Consider the following 15345-nt stretch of genomic DNA (forward strand, 5'->3'; position numbering starts at 1 on the left):
CGTGCAATAAAGTGGCCCGGTAGCGTTACCGGGCTTTTTTCAGAAGCTGTAGCTTGCCCCGACCTGGAACGTCCGGTCGCGGCCTATCCAGCAGTTGGTCGCGTCATAGCAGGTGAGCGTCTCTTTGTTGGTGACGTTCTGCGCGCTCGCTTTCAGCGTCAGCCCCTCCAGCGATGGCGCCAGTTCGCCCATGCGGTAGGATGCTGCCAGATCGTACTGCGTCGTACCGCCCAGCTTGCCTGCATCGTTGGCTGGCGAGATCTCCATCGGCCCGGTGTAGCGTGCCCCTGCCCCCAGCGTTAACCCTCTCAGCGGCGTGCTGTCAAAGGTGTAATCCCCCCACAGATTAAAGGCGTTCTCAGGGACCTGCGTTGGTCGTTTGCCCTGGTACTTGTCATCTTCGGTATTGATGGCGTGGGTATAGGCGTAGTTGGCAATCAGCGTCAGGTTATCCGTTGGACGACTCATCGCGGAAAGCTCCGCGCCTTTCGATTCCACTTCCCCGGTCTGGCGATAGTTGAGGAAGCCCGGATCGCTGGTCACCACATTTTTCTGACGAATGTTAAACACCGAGGCGGTGAAGGTGGTTGCATATTCCGCCAGCAGGTATTTCACCCCACCCTCCACCTGCTTGCTGGTGGTGGGCTTAACGTCTTTCGCGGTCAGCGTGCCCTGCGGCGATACCGGGGCGAACCCTTCCGAATAGCTGATAAACGGCGAGAGACCATTGTCGAAGGCATAAAGCGCGCCCAGTCGCTTGGTGAGGCGATCCTGCGATACCCAGGCTTTGTCACCGTTTTGCAGATAGTTGGTGGTGACAGAACGGTAGTCGTCATAGCGCAGGCTGGCCAGCACGTTCAGCCCGCCAAACGCAATCTGATCCTGAAGGTAATAGCCATTCTGCTGATAGCTGAGACGGTTTTTCTGCGCGGTTTCAAGCCCCAGCGCATCGTTATCGATCTGCGAGTGATCCGGATTACGCATATCGATACCCGGTGTGGACGAGGCGTAACGATAATGGAAGTGAGAGTTCAGCTTCTGGTAGTCAAAGCCCGCCAGCAGATGATGTTTCCAGTCCCCCAGCGCGACGGTTCGGGTGACCTGGTTATCAATGTTGAAGCTCTGCAAATCTTCATCCGTGGTATAGGCGAAGCGGTTTAGCTGGTAGACCTCGCTGCCCGTCCCGGTGGAATAGGCGCTGCGCTGGTGGGTGTCCACGTCAAAGTAGCGCGCTTTCTGGTTAAAGCCCCAGCCGCTGTCAAACTCGTGCTCAAAGCTGTAGCCCAGCATCCACTGACGCTGCTTGAAGCCGCTCCACTCATCCCCGGCATAGTCACGACGATCGGCGTATTTAGACCGCAGATAGCTTAGCGGCATCGGATCAGACGGCGTCAGGCTCGGCGTATTTTGCGCCAGCGCGTCAATGGTCAGGCGCGTTTTGTCATCCGGCTGCCAGGTCACGGAGGGGGCCACCAGATAGTTTTCATAGCGCGTGGTGTGCGCCTGTTCGTCACTCTCTGTCGCTTTACCCAGCAGGCGATAGTTCCAGTCGCTGGTCGCGATCTGCCCCGTGGAGTCCAGGTATCCCTCTTTCAGATTGCGGTTTCCGGTATTAAAGCCCAGTTCCGTTTTCGCCTCTTTCTGCGGCTTTTTACTCTGAATATTGACCAGCCCGCCCGGGGAGCCGCCGCCATACAGCACGGATGATGGCCCCTTCAGAATATCGACGCTCTCAATCAGCAGCGGATCGATTCGCGCTTTGGTGTTCCCGGTGACGTTATAGGGAAGTTGCAGGCCGTTGTAGAACTCCTGATCGACGTTGAACCCGCGGATTTTGTACTCGCTCATGTAAGAGGTGCTCCCGCGCACCTCCGTGGAAACGCCCGGCGCATAGCGCAGGATCTCGTTTACCGAACTGGCGTGCCGCTGCTCAATCTCTTTAGCGGCAATGGTGTTGATCACCTGCGGCGTTTTACTTTCCGCGACGGCTGATTTCGTGGCGCTGTTGGTCCAGGCAGGGAGCGCGCTGCCCTGCTCTGTGCCTGTCACCACGATGGTGGATTCTTCTGCGAAAGCCTGTGTTTGCAATGCCAGCGTGACGGCGCCTGCCAACGCGCATAACGCAAAACGTGAAGTGCTCATAGTGTCGTCTTGTTATTAGATGGTATTAGGAACGACAATTATTATCATTTCCATTAGCAAATCAATATCAGCGGAGAAAAACAGATCGTTTGTATTAAGTTTCATGCCAGCGTGCCGATAACCCAGAGACAGTCTGTCATCTATCGAGGAGCCATCTGGCGTGAGTAGTTACAGTGAGCAGTTCCTGAAACAAAATCCGCTGGCTGTATTAGGGGTGTTACGCGACCTGAAAAAGGGCGAGGTGCCGCTGCGCATCAACTGGTCAACCAGCCAGTTTATCAGCAAGATCCTGGACGTGACGGCAGAACACCTGATCGTCGATCTGGGTAGCCAGAGCGATGAAAACCGTGCCGCGCTACAGGCAGAAAACCTCTCGGTGATGGCCGAAACGCAGGGGGCTAAAGTCGAGTTTATACTGCCCCGCCTGACCACGATCGCGTACCAGGGTTTGCCTGCGTTTATCGCTCCCCTGCCCGCTAACCTCTGGTTCGTGCAACGCCGCGAGTTTTTTCGCATCAGCGCCCCACTTCACCCGGCCTATTTCTGTAAGGCAAAAATGCCGGACAAAAAAGAGATCCGCTTTCGTCTCTTCGACCTGTCACTGGGCGGGATGGGCGCGTTAATGGATACGCCGAAGCCGGAAGGGCTGGTGGAAGGCATGCGTTTTAGTCAGATTGAGCTGGATATGGGCGGATGGGGACGCTTCTGGTTTGACGCCCAGCTGATTGCCATCAGCGAGCGCAAGGTGGTGGACAGCAAAAACGAAACCATTACCACGCCGCGACTGAGCTTTCGCTTTCTGAATGTCGGGCCAGGCGCCGAACGGGAATTACAGCGCATCATCTTCTCACTGGAGCGTGAAGCGCGGGAACGCGCGAATAAAGTGCGCTGAAAGGCGTCGGGCAGCGCGCTGCCGCCCGACAAAGGCGTTACATGGCGTCCATCGCTTTCTGTACTTTCCAGATATAACGTGGAGCCTGTGCTGACGGATGATTCTTCACAACGTGCTCGAAGAATTCATCTTTATCCATATCGTTAATTTCTTCTATCGCCTCTTTGCGATCGGATGAGAAGGTTCGGAGCAGCGCGCCGGCTCCGTTAACGTACGACACCACCAGCGCATATTGCATCACTTCCGGATCGTCGATCCCTTTCAGAATGCCATGCTCGAGAATGCTCAGGTAAGCGGTTCCCATAGAGATATTACGCTCCGGGTTTTTCAGCTCGCTGGTGGATGGCTGACCCTTCCAGCCCATGTAGCGATAGACCTCTCTTCCCGCCGTCGAGGCTTTTAACTGCATCAGCCCCACCGCATTCGATTTACTCACCAGCGTCGGGTTGCCACCGGATTCCACGGCAATGATCGCCGTGATCAGACGCGGGCTCACGCCCCAGGCCTTCCCGGCTTGTTCGCTGATCGGCATCCACTGCATGGCCCGCTTTACCGGCACTTCAGGGTTCCAGGGGGGATTTTGATAATCATGTTTTGAACTACAGCCAGCGAGCAGCACAATCAAAAAAGCAAACCATCTCAATTTCACGTCATCTATCCTTATAGCCGGTCATCGCGGTACGTCGCCCCTTGAAGCAGGCGGCGTATAAGCGGCATGATATAGACAATTAGATTCTCATTCAGCAAGGAATTGCCATGCCTCAGTTTCATCTCATCGCACCGTCAGGCTACTGCATCAACCAGGAGGCGGCACAGCGGGGCGTTCAGCGCCTGCTGGAAATGGGCCATCAGGTAGAAAATCAGACAATTATCCCCCGGCGCATGCAGCGTTTTTCCGGTACGGAGGCGCAGAGACTGAGCGATATCAACAGCCTGGCGACGCTGGAAGGTGAAAACACCATTGTGCTGCCCGTGCGCGGCGGCTATGGCGCAAGCCGATTGCTGGAGAGCATCGACTGGGCCGGGCTGGCCGCGCGCCAGCAGCAGGATCCGCTGTTAATCTGCGGACACAGCGATTTCACGGCGATCCAGCTCGGCCTGCTTGCGTTGCATAACGTCATTACCTTTAGCGGCCCGATGCTGGCCGGCAACTTTGGTGCGCCGGAGCTGGATGCGTTTACGCAGGACCATTTCTGGCGCGCCCTGCAAAACCCGACGTTCACCATCGAGTGGCAAGGCAATGGACCGCACTGGGAATGTGAAGGACAGCTGTGGGGCGGCAACCTCGCGATGCTGGTGTCGCTGATTGGAACGCCGTGGCTGCCGCAGATCACGGACGGCATACTGGTGCTGGAAGACATCAACGAACACCCGTTCCGCGTCGAACGTATGCTGTTGCAGCTGTATCACGCCGGGATTCTGGATCGGCAGTCGGCCATTGTGCTGGGCAGTTTTAGTGGTTCAGCCCCCAACGATTACGATGCGGGCTATTCCCTGGAGACGATGATTGATTTCATTCGTTCCCGGCTGGATATCCCGGTGATCGCCGGTCTGGATTTCGGCCATGAGCAGCAAACCGTTACCCTGCCGCTGGGTGCCCAGGCGCACCTTGTACACGATAATTCAGGCAGTCGGTTAACAATCAGCGGTCATCCGGTCTTAAAGGCATAAAAAAGCCGTTATTCCCCCTCAATAAAACGCAGTTAACGTTGTTATTATGTTAGGGTTTTAATAACAGCGTTCACATTGAGGTGGGAGTAAGACGACATTGGGTGCCACAGCGATAATCAGTCTTTTCATTCTGGGTTCCATCCTGGTAACCTTTAGCATTTTATTAAGTTCATTTTCATCGCGTCTTGGCATACCTATTCTTGTCATTTTCCTGGCTATCGGCATGCTTGCCGGGATCGACGGTATCGGCGGTATCCCCTTCGATAATTACCCTTTCGCCTATATGGTGAGTAACCTCGCGCTGGCGGTGATTCTGCTGGACGGCGGAATGCGCACCCAGGCAAGTTCGTTTCGCGTTGCCTTAGGCCCGGCGCTATCTCTGGCGACCGTCGGCGTGCTGATCACCTCCGGCCTGACCGGCATGATGGCGGCCTGGCTGTTTAACCTCGATATAATGGAAGGCCTGCTGATTGGCGCGATTGTCGGCTCTACCGATGCGGCGGCGGTTTTCTCACTGCTCGGCGGCAAGGGGCTGAACGAACGCGTTGGCTCCACGCTTGAGATTGAATCCGGCAGTAACGATCCGATGGCGGTATTCCTGACCATTACCCTGATTGAGATGATCCAGCAGCACGAAACCGGCCTGAGCTGGATGTTCGCCTGGCACATCCTCCAGCAGTTTGGCCTCGGGATTATCATTGGTCTCGGCGGCGGTTACCTGTTACAGCATACGATTAACCGTATTACGCTGCCTTCCGGCCTTTACCCGCTGCTGGCCCTGAGCGGTGGGATCCTGATCTTTGCCGTCACCACCGCGCTGGACGGCAGCGGTATTCTGGCGGTTTACCTTTGCGGTTTCCTGTTGGGCAACCGACCGATTCGCAACCGTCACGCCATCTTGCAGAACTTCGACGGTCTGGCCTGGCTGGCGCAGATCGCCATGTTCCTGGTGCTGGGCCTGCTGGTGACGCCGTCGGACCTGCTGCCTATCGCCGTGCCGGCGCTGCTTTTGTCGGCCTGGATGATCTTCTTCGCCCGTCCGCTGTCGGTGTTTGCCGGGCTGCTGCCGTTCCGCGGGTTTAACCTGCGTGAGCGGATATTTATCAGTTGGGTGGGGCTGCGCGGCGCGGTGCCGATTATTCTGGCAGTGTTCCCTATGATGGCCGGGCTGGACAACGCCCGTCTGTTCTTCAACGTCGCCTTCTTCGTAGTGCTGGTGTCGCTGCTATTCCAGGGGACGTCGCTGGGCTGGGCGGCGAAAAAAGCCAAAGTGGTGGTACCGCCCATTGGCTGGCCGGTCTCCCGCGTGGGGCTGGATATTCACCCTGAGAATCCCTGGGAACAGTTTGTCTACCAGCTAAGCGCCGATAAGTGGTGCGTGGGCGCATCCCTGCGCGATCTGCATATGCCCGCTGAAACGCGCATTGCCGCCCTGTTCCGGGATAACGTCCTGCTTCACCCGACCGGCAGCACGCGGCTGCGTGAGAACGATATCCTCTGCGTGATTGGCCGCGAGCGCGACCTACCTGCCCTCGGCAAGCTGTTCAGCCAGTCGCCCCCGGTGGCGCTGGATCAGCGTTTCTTCGGCGATTTTATCCTCGAAGCCAGCGCCCGCTTTGCGGATGTGGCGCTGATTTATGGCCTGGAAGGTGGACTGGAGAATCGCGATAACCAGCAAACACTGGGTGAGATTATTCAGCAATTATTAGGGGCTGCGCCGGTCGTCGGTGACCAGGTGGAGTTTGCCGGGATGATCTGGACGGTAGCGGAGAAAGAAGATAACGCGGTGCGCAAAGTCGGCGTAAGGCCGATGGAGGAGGAGGCGGAGTAGCTGCTTTTTTGCCGGGTGGCGCTAACGCTTACCCGGCCTACGTTCGGGCTTTTGTAGGCCGGGTAAGGCGAAGCCGCCACCCGGCACACACACATGTTACACCGTCACAACAGGCACTCTTGGCGCCAGAGCGCACATCAGTTCATACCCGACGGTGCCCGCCGCAGCGGCCACATCATCAATTTTAACCTCGTTGCCCCACAGCTCAACCGGTGACCCGATCCCCGCCTGGGGACACGGCGTCAAATCGATGGCCAGCATGTCCATTGAGACGGTACCTACCGTGCCGGTGCGCACGCCATCGACCCACACCGGCGTGCCACTTGGGGCGATGCGCGGATAACCATCTGCATAGCCCCCCGCCACGATACCGATGCGCTGTTCACCTGCTGCCCGATAGCGGCTGCCATAGCCCACCGTATCGCCCGCTTTCAGGGTTTGCACGCCGATAATCTCGCTTCGTAACGTCATCACCGGCTTCAGGCCGCTGTTGGCGATATCCTGCCACTGACCTGAGGGTGACGCGCCGTACAGAACGATCCCTGGACGCACCCAGTTGTAGTGCGCCTCGGGATGCCAGAGCGTTGCCGCTGAGTTCGACAGCGAGCGCGGACAGTCCAGACCTTCTGCCGCCTGCTCAATGCGGACCATGGCATCGGCAATGCCGTCCGGCTTTTCCGCATCGGCGAAGTGCGCCATCAGCGTCATCTCACCGACGTTTTTCAGCGCACGAAGCTGCTGCCAGACCGTATGCACCCGTTCAGGCTGGAAGCCCAGACGGTTCATCCCGCTGTTCACTTTGAGATAGATATCCAGCGGGGCATGCAGCTTCGCGTCCTGGATGGCCTTGATCTGCCAGTTACTGTGAACGCTGGTCGTCAGGCGGTACTTATCCAGCAGAGGCAGATCCTGCGCATGAAAGAATCCTTCCAGCAGCAGGATCGGTCCTTTCCAGCCGCGCTCGCGCAGCAGGATGGCCTCTTCCAGATTCAGCAAGGCAAAACCATCGGTGCCGCCGAGCGCACTCCAGATACGGTCGATACCATGACCGTAGGCGTTGGCTTTCACCACCGACCAGACACGAGAACCCGGCGCAGCACGGCGAACAATTTGCAGGTTATCCTTCAGCGCCTGCAAATCCAGCTGGGCCAGAATAGGACGGGACATGACGACTCCTTAATTATGCGCGCCGTGCAGGTGTTGTGGACGCGATGGGGTAAACCCTGATTGATAGCGTGCGGCGCTCAAATCGTCAAACGGAATTGCCGGCGTCCGTCCGGAGATCAGGTCGCTCAGCAGCTGGCCCGAACCGCAGGCCATGGTCCAGCCAAGCGTGCCGTGGCCGGTGTTAGTCCACAGATTTTTGTATGGTGTACGGCCCACAATCGGCGTGCCGTCCGGGGTCATTGGGCGCAGGCCGGTCCAGAACGTCGCCTGCTCAATGAAGCCGCCGCGCGGGAAGAGATCGCCCACGACCATCTCCAGCGTTTCACGACGCGGTTTGAGCAGCTCGGTATTGAAGCCCACGATTTCCGCCATGCCCCCGACGCGGATCCGGTTATCGAAGCGGGTGATGGCGATTTTGTAGGTTTCATCAAGAATGGTCGAGACCGGCGCGCCGCTGTCCTCTTTCACAGGAATGGTCAGGGAGTAGCCTTTCAGCGGATAGACCGGGATATCCAGGATGCCTTTCAGCATCGCGGTTGAGTAGGAGCCAAACGCCATCACGTAGGCATCGGCTTTAATTACCTCTTCCCCACACTTCACGCCGTAAATCTTCTCCCCTTCCGACAGCAGTTTGTCGACAGAAGTATTGAAGCGGAATTTCACCCCGGCCTGCTCACACATGCGCGCCAGACGCTGGGTGAAAAGCTGGCAGTCGCCGGTTTCATCGTTCGGTAAACGCAGACCGCCCGTCAGCTTGTGCGCGACCTCGGCAAGCGCTGGCTCCACCTGCGCCAGCTGGCTGGCTTCCAGCAGCTGATACGGTACGCCAGCATCTTCAAGCACGGCGATATCGCGGGTCGCGTTTTCGTACTGTTGCGCGGTACGGAACAGCTGAAGCGTGCCGCCCTGACGCCCTTCATATTCGATGCCCGTTGAGGCACGCAGCGCCTTCAGGCAGTCGCGGCTGTATTCCGCCAGCCGCACCATACGCCCCTTGTTTTCCATATAGTGGCGGGTGTCGCAGTTGCGCAGCATCTGCCACATCCATTTAAGCTGGAACTGCGTGCCGTCAAGACTTATCGCCAACGGCGCATGTCGCTGAAACATCCATTTGATCGCCTTCAGCGGAACGCCCGGGGCCGCCCACGGCGCAGCGTAGCCCGGAGAGATTTGCCCCGCATTCGCCGCACTGGTTTCCAGCGCCGGACCGGATTCGCGATCGATAACGGTAACCTCATGTCCCGCCTGACTTAAATACCAGGCGCTGGTTACGCCAACGACACCACTTCCCAGTATGACAACACGCATAGCCACTCCATTATGAGCAAAAGAACAATCATCTAATTACAGATTGATAACCTAGTTGAAAATATTATTCAACATATGACTTTTTTATGGTGACTCAACTCACATATCCCGCTGTATCAGGGGATGGCGCTTATTTGGGATCTCCTGCTGCGCGTTATTTTTAACCAGTAGAAAATTCTATAGGCACCGCTTTATTTGCCGTATCGAAAACGCGAAATCGCAAAGAAAAAATTTCTGCGCCCCGCGTATTTGAATGGGGTGATCTATGCTTGAAAGGAGGCTCTCCAGTCAGAGAGAGCGACCAACAACGAGGGCGCGCTAATGGCTACACTAGATTCCATGTCCAGGGACAGCACCCGTCTGAGCGATGGACCCGACTGGACCTTCGAGTTGCTGGATGTCTACCTGGCGGAGATCGACCGGGTGGCCAAACTCTATCGTCTGGATACCTATCCCCATCAGATTGAAGTCATCACCTCGGAACAGATGATGGACGCTTACTCCAGCGTCGGGATGCCAATTAACTATCCGCACTGGTCGTTTGGCAAAAAATTCATTGAGACAGAGCGGCTGTATAAGCACGGGCAGCAGGGACTGGCGTATGAAATCGTCATTAACTCTAACCCGTGTATTGCCTATCTGATGGAGGAGAACACCATTACCATGCAGGCGCTGGTGATGGCGCACGCCTGCTATGGACATAACTCGTTCTTCAAAAATAACTATCTGTTCCGCAGCTGGACGGACGCCAGCTCCATCGTCGATTACCTGATCTTCGCCCGCAAATACATTACCGACTGCGAAGAGCGCTACGGCGTTGACGAGGTGGAGAAGCTGCTGGACTCCTGCCACGCGCTGATGAACTACGGCGTTGACCGCTATAAGCGCCCGCAGAAGATCTCATTGCAGGAAGAGAAAGCCCGGCAGAAGAGCCGCGAGGAGTATCTGCAAAGCCAGGTGAATATGCTGTGGCGCACCCTGCCGAAACGTGAAGAGGAGAAAACCGTCGCCGAGGCGCGTCGCTACCCTTCCGAGCCGCAGGAAAACCTGCTCTACTTTATGGAGAAAAACGCCCCACTGCTGGAGCCGTGGCAGCGTGAGATCCTGCGCATCGTGCGCAAGGTGAGCCAGTATTTCTATCCGCAGAAGCAGACCCAGGTGATGAACGAAGGCTGGGCGACCTTCTGGCACTACACCATTCTTAACCACCTGTACGACGAAGGAAAAGTCACCGAGCGGTTTATGATGGAGTTTCTGCACAGCCACACCAACGTGGTATTCCAGCCGGCATATAACAGCCCGTGGTACAGCGGCATTAACCCGTACGCGCTCGGCTTTGCCATGTTCCAGGATATCAAGCGTATTTGTCAGTCGCCCACCGAAGAGGACAAATACTGGTTCCCGGATATTGCCGGTTCTGACTGGCTGGAAACGCTGCACTTCGCGATGCGTGATTTTAAGGATGAGAGCTTTATCAGCCAGTTCATGTCGCCGAAGATCATGCGTGATTTCCGCTTCTTCACCGTACTGGATGATGACCGCAACAACTACCTGGAGATCTCCGCGATCCACAACGAAGAGGGTTATCGCGAGATCCGCTCGCGCCTGTCATCCCAGTACAACCTGAGTAATCTTGAACCGAACATTCAGGTCTGGAACGTGGATCTGCGCGGCGACCGCTCCCTGACGTTGCGCTATATTCCGCACAACCGCGCGCCGCTGGATAAGGGGCGTAAGGAAGTGCTGAAGCATGTGCATCGCCTGTGGGGATTTGACGTGTTGCTGGAGCAGCAGAACGAAGATGGCAGCGTGGAGCTGCTGGACCGGTGTCCGGCGCGGTTGAATACGCTGTAGTTTGTTGCCGGGTGGCGGCTACGCCTTACCCGGCCTACGGGTTTTGTAGGCCCGGTAAGCAAAGCGCCACCGGGCGAAAAAAAACCTCTCAATCGAGAGGTTTTTTATTTTAGCGACTCTGAATCGCTAAATCACCCGGCAGCGTTTTCTGCATCCGGTGCCAGATTTCACCGGAGTCGTGGCCGTAACGACGCACCGTTTCATAGACCTGATCGTGCAGCCCTTCGGTGCAGAGTTTGCTCAGTTTATGGTAGAAGCCGAGCGCCAGGCTGCGGGCTTCAGGGTTAGCAAAGTAGTGACGACCAATGCGCGTATATAACCCTTTCATTCCATTCAGGATCAGACCGTAAACCGGATTGCCGGAAGCAAACGCCAGACCGCGGAACACGTTGTAATCCAGGGTCGCAAAGGCATCCGCGTGGTCTTCCACCTCATTAGCGGTGGCAAGCACTTTCAGCGCATCTTCAGGATGCTGACGAAACGCGGTGCGGATGAAAATGGTGGCGATGTTGGTGCGCACGGAAAGCAGATTATCAATCAGCTGCGGTACGCTTTCGTGGTCGAGACGCGCCAGCGTTTCCAGAATGTTCAGCCCGGACGTTTCCCAGAAGTTGTTCACCTTAGTGGGTTTGCCATGCTGTATCGTCAACCAGCCATCGCGCGCCAGACGCTGGAGCACTTCTCGCAGCGTGGTACGGGTGACGCCAATCAGTTCAGAGAGTTCGCGTTCAGCAGGTAGAATTGATCCCGCAGGGAAACGATTATTCCAGATGCTTTCAATGATGTACTCTTCCGCGAAACCCGCCGGGCTCTGCGCCTTAATGACCATAGTGAGATTTCCATTACACAGCTTTAGCAAATTGCACTCATCATACCAGAGGCGCGCAGAGGCAGATAGCGCAGCAGAGACAGAAAAGAGGGATCGCCGTTTCATTTTTATGAAATTTACAAATGGCTTAATCCCCCGTCTGCCGCCATTTTTGCGTATACTGATGTCTTGTCTTATTTGACGGGTAAAGGACGTCTGTCGTGGAAATTTCATTTGGGCGCGCGCTGTGGCGCAACTTTTTAGGTCAGTCACCTGACTGGTACAAACTTACTTTACTGGTATTCCTGGTCGTTAATCCCGTTATCTTTTTGCTGGATCCCTTCGTTGCCGGGTGGATGTTGGTCGCCGAGTTTATCTTTACCCTGGCGATGGCGCTGAAGTGCTATCCGCTGTTGCCCGGCGGGCTGCTGGCGCTGGAAGCCGTGGTCATTGGAATGACCAGCGCGGAGCATGTTAAAAACGAGATAGCGTCGAATCTTGAAGTCTTGCTGCTGCTGATCTTCATGGTGGCGGGGATCTACTTTATGAAGCAGCTTCTGCTGTTTATCTTCACCCGTTTGCTGCTGAGCATTCCGTCGAAAACGCTGCTCTCGCTGGCGTTTTGCCTCGCCGCGGCCTTCCTCTCTGCCTTCCTGGATGCGCTGACGGTCGTTGCGGTGGTGATCAGCGTCGCCGTCGGCTTTTACGGGATTTACCACCGGGTGGCCTCGTCTCGTCCTGGCGATAACTTGCAGGACGACAGTCACGTTGAGGCGCACAACCGCGATGTGCTGGAACAGTTCCGCGCGTTTCTGCGCAGCCTGATGATGCATGCGGGCGTGGGGACGGCGCTGGGCGGCGTGATGACCATGGTCGGGGAGCCGCAAAACCTGATTATCGCCAAAGCGGCTGAGTGGCATTTTGGCGAATTTTTCCTGCGCATGGCGCCCGTCAGCGTGCCCGTGCTGGTCTGCGGGTTAGCCACCTGTGTGCTGGTCGAAAAATTCAACCTCTTTGGGTATGGCGCGAAGTTGCCCGATCAGGTCCGCCAGGAGCTGCATAAGTTTGACGAGCAGAGCCGCAAACAACGCACGCGCCAGGAGACGCTGCGCCTGATTGCACAGGGTTTCATCGGCGTGTGGCTTATCGCTGCGCTGGCCTTCCACCTTGCCGAGGTGGGGCTGATTGGCCTGTCGGTAATTATCCTTGCAACCAGCCTGGGCGGCGTTACGGACGAACATGCTATCGGAAAAGCCTTTACCGAAGCGCTGCCGTTTACCGCCCTGCTGGCGGTGTTTTTCGCGGTCGTGGCGGTGATTATTGACCAACATCTGTTCGCGCCGATCATCGCGTTTGTGCTTCAGGCTACGCCAGATTCGCAGCTAACGCTGTTCTATTTGTTTAACGGTCTGTTGTCCTCTATATCCGATAACGTCTTTGTCGGGACGGTATACATCAATGAGGCCAAAGCCGCGATGGAGCAAGGGATTGTCAGCAGTGAACAGTTCGAGCTGCTGGCGGTGGCGATCAACACCGGAACCAACCTCCCCTCCGTGGCAACCCCGAACGGTCAGGCGGCATTCCTCTTCCTGCTGACCTCGGCGCTGGCACCACTCATACGACTTTCTTATGGAAGAATGGTCTGGATGGCGCTGCCGTATACGCTGGTGCTTACCCTGGTTGGTTTGCTGTGCATCAAAATTTCTCTCGTTCCCTGTACGCAATGGTTATTGCAAGCAGGTATACTTGCGGCGCATTAAAATTCGTTTACACTGCGCTGTCTAAGCATGTTCCAGGGAAATGATTATGTTGCGATTTTTGAACCAGTGCTCACGCGGTCGCGGAGCGTGGTTGTTGATGGCCCTGACCGCCTTTGCGCTGGAAATGGTCGCGCTGTGGTTTCAGCATGTGATGGGGCTGAAACCTTGCGTACTGTGTATTTATGAGCGTTGTGCGCTGTTCGGCATTATGGGCGCGGGTCTGGTAGGTGCGATTGCACCCAAATCACCGTTACGCTATGCGGCAATTGCCATCTGGCTGTTCAGCGCCGGGAAAGGGATTGCGCTTGCCTGGGAGCACACCCAGATGCAGCTTCACCCGTCGCCGTTTATGACCTGCGATTTTGCCGCCCGCTTCCCGAGCTGGCTGCCGCTGGATAAATGGCTGCCGCAGGTGTTTGTGGCCTCCGGTGACTGCTCTGTACGCCAGTGGGAGTTCCTGACGCTGGAGATGCCGCAGTGGCTGGTGGGCATTTTTGTCGCCTACTTTGTGGTGGCACTGCTGGTGCTGATTGCCCAGCCGTTCAAACCAAAGAAACGCGATCTTTTTGGAAGGTAAAAGCAAAACGGCAACGTCAGTTTTGCAGGTCGGGTAAGCACAGCGCCACCCGACACAATTGTGAACAATAAAAAACCCGCCGAGGCGGGTTTTTTATTGTCACCGATTAGGGTGATTCATAATGTGGTCTTCCCAGTCCCGCACCTCGGACTCTTTCACCGCAATGTGGCGCACGGAAATACGTTCGCCGTGCATCGCCGCTTTCGACCCCGTCAACAGCGGATGCCATGTCGGCAGATCTTTCCCTTCCGCCAGCAGGCGATACGCGCAGGTATGCGGCAGCCACTCAAAGGTCGGCAGATTTTCACGGGTTAACTTGATGCAGTCCGGCTCATATTCGAAACGGCGCTCATAGTTGCGGCACTGGCAGGTTTTGATGTTTAACTGCTTGCAGGCTACGTTGGTGAAATAGATCTCGTCCGAATCTTCATCCATCAGCTTATGCAGGCAGCACTGCCCGCAGCCGTCACACAACGATTCCCACTCCGCGTCGGTCATGTCGTCGAGAGTTTTGCTTTGCCAGAAAGGAATGTCGTTCATCGGGATGTCCACACGTCAAAATAGAGCGCACCTTATAACGAGTCTGGCACGTTGATGCAAGTTTTGCCGCCCTTTTCAGGCGGCAAGGTGCTTTTACAGCACGCGGGTTTTCAGCGACAGGCCGTTAAAACTGACGTCCAGTTCGTCGCCGCTAAGCAGCGGCCCCACACCTTCCGGAGTGCCGGTGAGGATCACGTCGCCAGGTTTCAGGGTGAAGAAGCGGCTCATGTAGGCAATCAGCGGAACGATCTTATGGATCATGTCAGCGGTTGTTCCCTGCTGGCGGATCTCGCCGTTGACCTTCAGGCTGAGCGGCGTGTTCTGCGGATCGTCGGTAAATTCACTCACCGGAACGAAACCGGAAATCGGGCATGAATTATCAAAACCCTTGGCTTTTTCCCACGGCTGCCCCGCTTTCTTCATTTTGCCCTGGACGTCACGCAGCGTCAGGTCGAGCGCGACACCGTAACCCGCAATCGCCTTCTCTACATGCTCTTCAGTTGCCTGGCGCAGCGTCGCGCCGACCAGCACCGCCAGTTCCACTTCATGATGCACCGAGCCCAGTCCCTGCGGCAGAACCAGCGGCTGGCGAATATCGCACAGTGCGGTTTCTGGCTTAATAAACAGAACCGGCTCTTCCGGCACGGCGCTGCCCATCTCCTGAATATGTTTTGCATAGTTGCTGCCCACGCAGACCACTTTGCTGACGGGATAATCCAGTAATGCACCTTGCCAGTTATGATGTTGATACATGGTCGACCCCTAATCGGTTGATGAGTTGTTCCCGGAAGGACC

General features: G+C 56.4%; 12 protein-coding genes and 1 pseudogene. 6 read left to right on the forward strand and 7 right to left on the reverse strand.

The window, feature by feature from the left end; translation table 11 throughout:
- Nucleotides 1-39: 39 nt before the first annotated feature.
- Nucleotides 40-2142: a TonB-dependent siderophore receptor gene (locus ACOTX5_RS05960; RefSeq protein WP_045911207.1), complete on the reverse strand. Its 2103-nt coding sequence runs from the start codon at nt 2140-2142 to the stop codon at nt 40-42.
- A 160-nt stretch (nt 2143-2302) separates the two neighbouring features.
- Here ACOTX5_RS05960 and ycgR point away from each other — a divergent pair, with 160 nt between their 5' ends.
- Entirely contained in the window at nt 2303-3034 is a 732-nt protein-coding gene (gene ycgR / locus ACOTX5_RS05965) for a flagellar brake protein YcgR (RefSeq protein ID WP_045911206.1), read from the forward strand.
- A 37-nt stretch (nt 3035-3071) separates the two neighbouring features.
- On the opposite strand, the gene emtA is transcribed toward ycgR, so the two are convergent.
- On the reverse strand, nt 3072-3683 hold the full coding sequence (emtA, locus tag ACOTX5_RS05970; RefSeq protein ID WP_017384310.1) for a membrane-bound lytic murein transglycosylase EmtA: 612 nt from the start codon (nt 3681-3683) through the stop codon (nt 3072-3074).
- Nucleotides 3684-3790: 107 nt separating this feature from the next.
- Here emtA and ldcA point away from each other — a divergent pair, with 107 nt between their 5' ends.
- Together ldcA and ACOTX5_RS05980 are read left to right on the forward strand one after the other, a co-directional pair.
- Nucleotides 3791-4705 (forward strand): muramoyltetrapeptide carboxypeptidase, encoded by a 915-nt coding sequence (gene ldcA / locus ACOTX5_RS05975; protein WP_045911205.1) that lies wholly within the window; start codon nt 3791-3793, stop codon nt 4703-4705.
- Nucleotides 4706-4802: 97 nt separating this feature from the next.
- Nucleotides 4803-6470 (forward strand): annotated as a pseudogene (locus ACOTX5_RS05980) (potassium/proton antiporter); the annotation flags it as partial.
- A gap of 162 nt (nt 6471-6632) precedes the next feature.
- Here ACOTX5_RS05980 and dadX read toward each other — a convergent pair.
- The gene (gene dadX / locus ACOTX5_RS05985) at nt 6633-7703 is read right to left on the reverse strand and encodes a catabolic alanine racemase DadX (protein ID WP_032653929.1); all 1071 of its coding nucleotides are present in this window, start codon (nt 7701-7703) and stop codon (nt 6633-6635) included.
- Between the two features lie 9 nt (nt 7704-7712).
- Entirely contained in the window at nt 7713-9011 is a 1299-nt protein-coding gene (locus ACOTX5_RS05990) for a D-amino acid dehydrogenase (protein WP_015570317.1), read from the reverse strand.
- A gap of 321 nt (nt 9012-9332) precedes the next feature.
- On the opposite strand from ACOTX5_RS05990, the gene ACOTX5_RS05995 reads away from it, so the two are divergent.
- Nucleotides 9333-10865, forward strand: a complete 1533-nt coding sequence (locus ACOTX5_RS05995; RefSeq protein WP_017384314.1) for a SpoVR family protein — start codon at nt 9333-9335, stop codon at nt 10863-10865.
- Between the two features lie 109 nt (nt 10866-10974).
- On the opposite strand, the gene fadR is transcribed toward ACOTX5_RS05995, so the two are convergent.
- Nucleotides 10975-11694 carry a fatty acid metabolism transcriptional regulator FadR gene (fadR, locus tag ACOTX5_RS06000; protein WP_015570315.1) on the reverse strand — a complete coding sequence of 240 codons (720 nt, stop codon included), beginning with the start codon at nt 11692-11694 and terminating at the stop codon, nt 10975-10977.
- A 200-nt stretch (nt 11695-11894) separates the two neighbouring features.
- On the opposite strand from fadR, the gene nhaB reads away from it, so the two are divergent.
- Both nhaB and dsbB read left to right on the forward strand, forming a co-directional pair.
- Nucleotides 11895-13433 carry a Na(+)/H(+) antiporter NhaB gene (gene nhaB / locus ACOTX5_RS06005; RefSeq protein ID WP_045911203.1) on the forward strand — a complete coding sequence of 513 codons (1539 nt, stop codon included), beginning with the start codon at nt 11895-11897 and terminating at the stop codon, nt 13431-13433.
- A gap of 46 nt (nt 13434-13479) precedes the next feature.
- Nucleotides 13480-14010, forward strand: a complete 531-nt coding sequence (gene dsbB, locus ACOTX5_RS06010) for a disulfide bond formation protein DsbB (RefSeq protein WP_032667927.1) — start codon at nt 13480-13482, stop codon at nt 14008-14010.
- 99 nt (nt 14011-14109) lie between these two features.
- On the opposite strand, the gene ACOTX5_RS06015 is transcribed toward dsbB, so the two are convergent.
- Both ACOTX5_RS06015 and ACOTX5_RS06020 read right to left on the reverse strand, forming a co-directional pair.
- The gene (locus tag ACOTX5_RS06015; protein ID WP_015570314.1) at nt 14110-14550 is read right to left on the reverse strand and encodes a YcgN family cysteine cluster protein; all 441 of its coding nucleotides are present in this window, start codon (nt 14548-14550) and stop codon (nt 14110-14112) included.
- A gap of 93 nt (nt 14551-14643) precedes the next feature.
- The gene (locus ACOTX5_RS06020) at nt 14644-15303 is read right to left on the reverse strand and encodes a fumarylacetoacetate hydrolase family protein (RefSeq protein ID WP_045911202.1); all 660 of its coding nucleotides are present in this window, start codon (nt 15301-15303) and stop codon (nt 14644-14646) included.
- Nucleotides 15304-15345: the final 42 nt, after the last annotated feature.

The sequence above is a fragment of the Enterobacter cloacae complex sp. IR5441 genome (assembly GCF_049238215.1).
Classification (GTDB): domain Bacteria; phylum Pseudomonadota; class Gammaproteobacteria; order Enterobacterales; family Enterobacteriaceae; genus Enterobacter; species Enterobacter hormaechei_C.